Here is an 843-nt window from a genome sequence, read left to right as displayed (position 1 = left end):
GCAGCGACGACGCCACGTTCCACGGTAACAACTCGTCGATGCGGTTGATCGGATGGTCAGCGACGCGCTCGAGCACGTAGGCGAGATACGCCTCGGGATCGAGGCCGTTCAAGCGCGCCGTGCCAATCAGGCTATACATCGCGGCGGCACGTTCGCCACCGGAATCGGCGCCGGCGAACAAGTAATTCCGTCTGCCGAGGGCGACGCCGCGCAGTGCTCGCTCGGCGATCAGGTTGTCGATTTCCGCACGCCCGTCGCTGCAGTTGTAGATGAGCGCCGGCCAGCGATTCAGCGCGTACTGAATCGCCTTGGTCGTGTCGGATTTTGCAGAGAGCGTGGCGAGCGTCGCTTCGAACCAGCGTTTCATGTCGTCGAGCAGCGGCACCGCTCGTGCCTGGCGCACACTGTGCCGCTCGTCAGGTGGTTTGCCACGGATCTGCTCCTCGATCTTGTAGAGTGCGCCGATCCGGTGCAGCGCTTCCTCCGTTACCGCATTGGGACGGACGGCATGTAGATCATGGATCTTTCGGCGAGCGTGGGCCATGCAGGCAGCTTCCTGGATGGTGCCGCCGCGATACAGCTCGGCATAGCCGGCAAACGCATTGGCCTGCAGCACGCCGGTGAAGTCTGCAAGATGCTGCTGGGGATGCTCGCCCCGTCGATCGGGCGTGTAGGCGAACCAGACCGCTGCCGGCTCTTCGGAAGCGCTCGGCCGATCATCGCGCACGTAGACCCACAGGCGTCCTGTCTTTGTGCGACCGTTGCCGGGCGCCAGCACTGGCAGCGGCGTGTCGTCCCCGTGAACCTTGCCGCCGGCTAACGTGTATAGGCGGACGGTGTCGA

The 843-nt window shown here is 64.4% G+C and carries 1 protein-coding gene; it reads right to left on the bottom strand.

The features are described from left to right. The coding region (locus tag CFB39_RS38465; protein ID WP_144030401.1) for an IS66 family transposase at positions 1 to 843 on the bottom strand (843 nt) is incomplete at both ends.

Origin of the sequence: Burkholderia sp. AU6039 (genome assembly GCF_002223365.1) — a bacterium.
Classification (GTDB): domain Bacteria; phylum Pseudomonadota; class Gammaproteobacteria; order Burkholderiales; family Burkholderiaceae; genus Burkholderia.
The sequence above is the reverse complement of the archived record's forward strand: the minus strand, read 5'-3'. Positions and strand labels throughout refer to the sequence as shown.